This is a genomic window from Streptococcus sp. E29BA, assembly GCF_041807805.1.
In the GTDB taxonomy this organism is placed as follows: domain Bacteria; phylum Bacillota; class Bacilli; order Lactobacillales; family Streptococcaceae; genus Streptococcus; species Streptococcus entericus.
In genome coordinates this window covers 1-6290 of sequence record NZ_JBGTZA010000060.1, presented here as the reverse complement: position 1 = coordinate 6290, position 6290 = coordinate 1, and the positions used below count along the sequence as shown (strand labels likewise).

General features: G+C 45.0%; 5 protein-coding genes and 14 tRNA genes. 18 read left to right on the top strand and 1 reads right to left on the bottom strand.

The window, feature by feature from the left end; translation table 11 throughout:
- From ACERC8_RS09720 to ACERC8_RS09635, 18 genes are all read left to right on the top strand, one after another.
- Positions 1–72 (top strand) — tRNA-Val (locus ACERC8_RS09720).
- A gap of 19 nt (positions 73–91) precedes the next feature.
- Positions 92–164: transfer RNA gene (locus ACERC8_RS09715), tRNA-Asp, on the top strand.
- Positions 165–255: 91 nt separating this feature from the next.
- Positions 256–328, top strand: a tRNA-Lys gene (locus ACERC8_RS09710).
- 5 nt (positions 329–333) lie between these two features.
- A tRNA-Leu gene (locus ACERC8_RS09705) sits at positions 334–415 on the top strand.
- Between the two features lie 42 nt (positions 416–457).
- A tRNA-Gly gene (locus tag ACERC8_RS09700) sits at positions 458–529 on the top strand.
- Positions 530–542: 13 nt separating this feature from the next.
- Positions 543–626: transfer RNA gene (locus ACERC8_RS09695), tRNA-Leu, on the top strand.
- 11 nt (positions 627–637) lie between these two features.
- A tRNA-Arg gene (locus ACERC8_RS09690) sits at positions 638–711 on the top strand.
- A gap of 4 nt (positions 712–715) precedes the next feature.
- Positions 716–789, top strand: a tRNA-Pro gene (locus ACERC8_RS09685).
- Positions 790–794: 5 nt separating this feature from the next.
- Positions 795–868: transfer RNA gene (locus ACERC8_RS09680), tRNA-Met, on the top strand.
- Between the two features lie 22 nt (positions 869–890).
- Positions 891–964: transfer RNA gene (locus ACERC8_RS09675), tRNA-Ile, on the top strand.
- A gap of 6 nt (positions 965–970) precedes the next feature.
- Positions 971–1060, top strand: a tRNA-Ser gene (locus ACERC8_RS09670).
- Between the two features lie 52 nt (positions 1061–1112).
- Positions 1113–1186 (top strand) — tRNA-Met (locus ACERC8_RS09665).
- Between the two features lie 3 nt (positions 1187–1189).
- Positions 1190–1262, top strand: a tRNA-Phe gene (locus ACERC8_RS09660).
- Between the two features lie 34 nt (positions 1263–1296).
- Positions 1297–1384 (top strand) — tRNA-Ser (locus ACERC8_RS09655).
- Between the two features lie 53 nt (positions 1385–1437).
- Positions 1438–2277 carry a rod shape-determining protein MreC gene (gene mreC, locus ACERC8_RS09650; protein ID WP_373659670.1) on the top strand — a complete coding sequence of 280 codons (840 nt, stop codon included), beginning with the start codon at positions 1438–1440 and terminating at the stop codon, positions 2275–2277.
- Positions 2270–2800, top strand: a complete 531-nt coding sequence (mreD, locus tag ACERC8_RS09645) for a rod shape-determining protein MreD (RefSeq protein ID WP_373659669.1) — start codon at positions 2270–2272, stop codon at positions 2798–2800. Before mreC ends, mreD begins: the two co-directional genes overlap by 8 nt.
- A 74-nt stretch (positions 2801–2874) precedes the next feature.
- A complete protein-coding gene (pcsB, locus tag ACERC8_RS09640) occupies positions 2875–4110 on the top strand; it encodes a peptidoglycan hydrolase PcsB (protein WP_373659668.1) in 1236 nt (411 codons plus the stop codon).
- 213 nt (positions 4111–4323) lie between these two features.
- Complete coding sequence (locus ACERC8_RS09635) at positions 4324–5292, top strand: ribose-phosphate diphosphokinase (RefSeq protein ID WP_018368518.1); 969 nt, start codon at positions 4324–4326, stop codon at positions 5290–5292.
- Between the two features lie 24 nt (positions 5293–5316).
- On the opposite strand, the gene ACERC8_RS09630 is transcribed toward ACERC8_RS09635, so the two are convergent.
- Positions 5317–6180 carry an RluA family pseudouridine synthase gene (locus ACERC8_RS09630; protein ID WP_373659667.1) on the bottom strand — a complete coding sequence of 288 codons (864 nt, stop codon included), beginning with the start codon at positions 6178–6180 and terminating at the stop codon, positions 5317–5319.
- Positions 6181–6290 lie beyond the last annotated feature (110 nt).

The following is a 6290-nucleotide window of genomic DNA, read 5'->3' as shown; positions in this document are numbered from 1 at the left end:
GGAGTTTAGCTCAGCTGGGAGAGCATCTGCCTTACAAGCAGAGGGTCAGCGGTTCGATCCCGTTAACTCCCATTATTAAGGAAACTTAATAGGTCCCGTAGTGTAGCGGTTATCACGTCGCCCTGTCACGGCGAAGATCGCGGGTTCGATTCCCGTCGGGACCGTTGAAACATCACACCGTGATGTTTCAAGTAACCAGATAATGAAAGACAGCAGTCTTTCTACTTATTATCTTGGATAGAATAAAATAGGTTAGACTCGTTAGCTCAGTTGGTAGAGCAATTGACTTTTAATCAATGGGTCGCTGGTTCGAGCCCAGCACGAGTCATGAATGCGGGTTTGGCGGAATTGGCAGACGCACCAGATTTAGGATCTGGCGCTTTCGGGCGTGGGGGTTCAAGTCCCTTAACCCGCATTAAGCAATAGGCCGGCTTAGCTCAGTTGGTAGAGCATCTGNGCGAACGTAGTTCAGTGGTAGAACACCACCTTGCCAAGGTGGGGGTCGCGGGTTCGAATCCCGTCGTTCGCTTTCTTTGTATGAGGCTGGGGTGGCGGAACTGGCAGACGCACAGGACTTAAAATCCTGCGGGGGCAACCCCGTACCGGTTCGATTCCGGTCCTCAGCATAATTTAATAAGCACCCTTAGCTCAATTGGATAGAGTACCTGACTACGAATCAGGCGGTTAGAGGTTCGACTCCTCTAGGGTGCATTTTCGGGAAGTAGCTCAGCTTGGTAGAGTGCTTGGTTTGGGACCAAGATGTCGCAGGTTCGAATCCTGTCTTCCCGATATGTGGCGGTGTAGCTCAGCTGGCTAGAGCGTTCGGTTCATACCCGAGAGGTCGGGGGTTCGATCCCCTTCGCCGCTATTTTCATATTGTGGATGACTTTGGACCTTTAGCTCAACTGGTTAGAGCACTCGGCTCATAACCGAGCGGTCGTAGGTTCGAGTCCTACAAGGTCCATTTAGCGGAGGATTACCCAAGTCCGGCTGAAGGGAACGGTCTTGAAAACCGTCAGGCGTGTAAAAGCGTGCGTGGGTTCGAATCCCACATCCTCCTTAAGATAGTAGTTGAGTTTATTGCTCAGCTATTATTTGAAAATTATTATTAACGCGGGATGGAGCAGCTCGGTAGCTCGTCGGGCTCATAACCCGAAGGTCGTAGGTTCAAATCCTGCTCCCGCAATAAGGCTCGGTAGCTCAGTTGGTAGAGCAATGGATTGAAGCTCCATGTGTCGGCGGTTCGATTCCGTCTCGCGCCATAGTTAAAATAGCTTAGTGCTGATATAATGTCTTGGAGAATTACTCAAGAGGCTGAAGAGGACGGTTTGCTAAATCGTTAGGTCGGGTAACTGGCGCGAGGGTTCGAATCCCTCATTCTCCGTAAGTAAACGAGGTAGATAGTTATCTCGTTTTTTGTTAAGTGAGGGTGCTAAGATGAAGAAACGACGTTTTTCTAAATGGATTATTTTTGCAATGACAAGTGCTTTGTTACTGGTATCATTGCTTTTTTTTGTCTCGGGTAATCGAGAAGCAACAAAGCAGCTGGCTAATTTTCCAGCAGCTGTTCTAGCTCAGTTCACCAGCTTCATGAGATTACCTGTAGACTTGGCTACTGATTTTGGGCAGGAAGTTACGGACTTGTTTCAAGCCTATAATGAAAATAAATCGCTGAAACAACGTTTGTCAACCTTAGAAAATCAAGATCGTATCATTGAGCGTTTGGAAAATGATAATGCGACACTCCGTGAGGCATTGTCAATCAAGAAAGAAATTTCAGCACAGCAACTTCTCTCTGCTCGTGTGATTTATCGCTCGACCTTATCTTGGCTAGAAATGGTTACACTGGATAAAGGGGCGAAAGATCAGGTAACATCACACATGCTTGCAGTGACAGATAAGGGTCTTGTTGGAACCATTAGCCAGCTGAATGACACGACATCTCAGGTTGAGTTACTGACTAATACGGCTCGTCAAACGGCAATTGGCGCAAGAATAGAAACAGCATCAGGAACCTTGTACGGCATGGTGCTCGGCTATGATACTGAAAAAGAGGCCCTTAAGCTAAGTCAGTTTAATCAGCAACTGCCGATTAAGGTTGGTGATAAAGTTTTGACTAGTGGGCTTGATGGCACCGGGCTAGAGGGAATCACCATTGGGCAGGTTAAGGAAATTGCTCGGACAGAAGACCAAGCTCTGATGGCTTATGTGACGCCTGCTGTCAATAATACCAGCTTGACTTCTGTGACACTAATAGGGGAGGGTGGAAATGATTAAGAAACGTGTTCTCCTCTGGTTAATTATGCTGGTGACTTTTTTCTTGGATGGGCAGATTTCCTTTTTCCTATCTGGCTTGACTGACTTCCGCTGGCTGGTAACGAGTCAGTTTCTCTTGATTAGTATTTTCTATATCAGTATCCTATGGCGGGATCTTTTCAGTTATCTTAGCCTAGTCTTGCTGGGGTTATTTTACGATCAGCATTATTTACTGACCATTGGGCTTGCGACCGTACTATTTCCATTGGTTTATTTTATTTTATCAATCACTAGGCGTTACTGGCTAAAGGGGAAATGGGATCGTGCTTTTGCCTTAGTTCTCTTACAGGTGTTATTTCCAGTAGGCCTCTACTGGCTGGGCTATTTTTACCAGTTAACAACGGTGACATTTTCAGAGTTCTTTAATCGTCAAATGCCTGGGACGATACTGTTTAATGGGATGACCTTATTTTTCTTCTTTCGTTACCTAGAACCGGTTTTATTTAGGGGTGTTGATTTTCGTCAAATATCAACCGAACTGTAATATAGGTGTAACATACTCAGCCCTTTTTTTTGTTAAAATAGGTAATGTCTTAAACTAGAAGGAGTGTCTATTCTATGAAAAATAAAATTATTTCAGCAGCATTGGTTAGTGGATTATTCTTGAATACAGTTGCACCACTGTCTGTTTTTGCTGAAGATTTTGACAAGAAGATTGCGCAGACCGATGCGACCATCGCTAATCTATCAGCAGAACAAGCACAAGCTCAAAGTCAAGTTTCCAGTTTAGAAAAACAAGTTGCTGATTTAGAAGCGCAGCAAGATGAGCTCACTAAAACAAACGAAGAGTTACAAGCTGAGTCAAAAGAATTGATTGCAGAGATTGATAGCTTGTCACAAAAAATTGTGGCACGAAATGGTCAGTTGAAAAAGCAAGCACGTAGTGCACAGAAAAATCAACAAGCATCAACGTATATCAATACAGTTTTAGAAGCTGACTCGTTATCAGAAATGGTTAGCCGAATCATGGCGATTCGTAAGGTTATTTCAGCTAATGAAAAATTGTTGAAGCAACAACAATCGGATAAAACCAATATCGAAGAAAAACAAAAGGCTAACCAAGAAGCTATTAACACTGTTGAGGCAAACCTTGTGACCTTGTCCGAGAACACCTATGCTTTAAATGTTCAAAAGGCAGAGTTAGAAGTTGCTCAAATTAATTTACAAGCTTCTCTGACAACTGCTGAAGAGGAAAAAGCTAGTCTCTTGTCTGCAAAGAGTGTAGCTGAGGAAAAAGCTCGTGTAGCAGCTGAGGAAAAAGCTCGTGCAGAAGCGGAGGCCAAGGCTCAAGCTGAGGCTCAGGTGCAGTCTATTGCAGCTTCTCGTGCAGCGGTTGCAACTCCAGTGCAGGAGTCAGCTGCCCCTACTGTGCAGACGTTAGTAGCACCAGCACAAGCAGCTGCCCCAGCAACTCAACAAACTTACACGACTGCCGCTACGACAACAGTATCTTATGATTACAGCACCTATCCTGTTGGTGAGTGTACATGGGGTGTCAAACAATTGGCTCCATGGGTTGGAAACTATTGGGGTAATGGTGGTGACTGGGCAGCGAGTGCCCGTGCTGCTGGCTTCCGTGTTGGTACGACACCGGCTGTAGGCGCTGTTGCAGTGTGGACAGGTGGCTATCATGGTTATGGTCACGTTGCTTACGTTGTTGCTGTTGAAAGCGATACGAAGATTCAAGTCCAAGAATCTAACATGATGGGCAAACGCTACATTGATAACCACCGTGGTTGGTTTAACCCAACAACCACTAGCGAAGGGGTTGTATCTTACATCTATCCAAATTAGAGTGCATTATCAGGACTTGGAAAAGTCCTGTTTTTTATATTAAAAGGCTCAGCTAGCAAGACTAGATTATTAAATATTTGAGACAACTTGATAAATAGATTCGGGTTGTTATTTGGCAATGGCTCTTTAAGTCAATATCTTATTTCCTTTTCTTATTGAAAATTCCGCTAAAAAGGGTTACAATAGAGGTAACGAAAATTTTTGGAGGGTTCTATGTCGTATTCAAATTTGAAGCTCTTTGCCTTATCGTCTAACCAAGAGTTAGCTGAAAAAGTAGCTGATATTATCGGTATCCCGCTTGGGAAGTCATCTGTTCGTCAGTTTTCAGATGGTGAAACTCAAGTCAATATCGAAGAATCGATTCGTGGTCATCATGTCTTTATCTTACAATCCACTAGTTCACCAGTCAATGATAACCTGATGGAAATCTTGATTATGGTAGATGCCTTGAAACGTGCGAGTGCAGAGACTGTAAATGTTGTCATGCCTTACTATGGATATGCTCGTCAGGATAGAAAGGCACGTTCACGTGAACCAATTACCTCCAAATTAGTTGCCAACATGCTTGAAATTGCTGGTGTTGACCGTTTGTTGACGGTTGATTTGCACGCGTCTCAGATTCAAGGGTTTTTCGATATTCCTGTTGACCATTTGATGGGAGCGCCACTGATTGCTGACTACTTCATTCGACGTGGGATGACTGGAGAAGACTATGTGGTGGTCAGCCCAGATCACGGTGGCGTGCCTCGGGCGAGAAAATTGGCCCAGTTTTTACAAACTCCACTGGCAATTATTGACAAGCGCCGTAGCGTTGACAAGATGAATACAAGTGAAGTGATGAATATCATCGGTAGTGTCGCTGGGAAAACATGTATTTTAATTGATGACATGATCGACACAGCAGGGACAATCTGTCACGCTGCAGATGCTCTGCGTGATGCGGGAGCTGTTTCGGTTTATGCCAGCTGTACGCACCCTGTCTTATCAGGACCTGCCTTGGATAATATTGAGCGCTCTGCTATTGAAAAACTGGTGGTGTTAGACACCATCTTCCTTCCAGAAAATCGTGTCATTGATAAGATTGAACAGATTTCAATCGCAGATTTGATTGCTGAAGCGATTATCCGCATCCATGAAAAGCGTCCGTTATCACCACTTTTTGCCCTATCAACTCCAAAATAAAATGAACTCCCTATCAATAAATTGCTAGGGAGTTTTGAGGGCTTGCTCAAAGGTTTCAGACGAACAAGTGACGGCAATCTCTTGACGTGTGAGGGGATGGGTGAAGTTGAGTTGATGGGCATGAAGCATGAGCCTGCCTTTAGGTTTGGGATGATAAAGCGGATCGCCTAATAAGGGCAGTCCTTGGTGTGACAGGTGGACACGGATTTGGTGGGTGCGTCCTGTTTCGAGCTGACAACTAACGAGCGTTCGCTGCCCGTCAAACTGAACTGGGCTTACTCGAGTGAGGGCTACTTGTCCGTGTCGATGATCAACGACGCGTCTTCGCCGATCATGCCGATGACGACCGATTTTATCGCTAATCGTCCTAGTCTTGGGCAGAATACCATCAACCAGAGCGAGGTACTGGCGCTTGATACGTTTTTGCTCCAGGAGGCGGTTCAGCAGAGGGAGGATAAAGGGATTTTTGGCAAATAGCACAGCACCGCTCGTTTCCATGTCTAATCGATGGACGATATAGCAGACGCAGCCAGCATAGGTGGAGACATGATTGAGCAGGGCGATTTCTGTGGGCTCATTGCCATGGGTCTTGAGCCCTTCTGGCTTGTTAACAATGATGAGGTGGTCATCTTCGTAGAGGCAGTCAATGAGGTCAGCATTGCCAGCAGGCAGTGTTTTTTGAGGGTAGTCTTCCTCATCAAAGGTTAGATTGATGACATCTCCGAGATGGACTGAGCTCTGCCAGTTGACAGCTCTGCCATTGACCAAGAGATGCTTTTTTGTCCGTAGGAAATGCCTAATTTTTCGAGGAATGAGTAAGTGCTTCTCTAGAAGCTCTTTCACGCTACAATCCGCAAAGGTGTTGTGAATGGTGTAAGAGGTTGTCATGTGTGCTCCTTTAGGTATTGCTAGGGTAGACTCTGAAAAGTCACCCCTTTTCTGTACAATTTTTATAAAGTGTTTTTGTTAAGCGATAACTCGCTTAACCATAGGTGTTT

Excerpts from the sequence above, each read along its gene's own strand:
- pcsB (WP_373659668.1), top strand. The coding sequence starts at position 2,875 with ATGAAAAATAAAATTATTTCAGCAGCATTGGTTAGTGGATTATTCTTG.
- mreD (WP_373659669.1), top strand. The coding sequence starts at position 2,270 with ATGATTAAGAAACGTGTTCTCCTCTGGTTAATTATGCTGGTGACTTTT.
- mreC (WP_373659670.1), top strand. The coding sequence starts at position 1,438 with ATGAAGAAACGACGTTTTTCTAAATGGATTATTTTTGCAATGACAAGT.
- ACERC8_RS09635 (WP_018368518.1), top strand. The coding sequence starts at position 4,324 with ATGTCGTATTCAAATTTGAAGCTCTTTGCCTTATCGTCTAACCAAGAG.
- ACERC8_RS09630 (WP_373659667.1), bottom strand. The coding sequence starts at position 6,180 with ATGACAACCTCTTACACCATTCACAACACCTTTGCGGATTGTAGCGTG.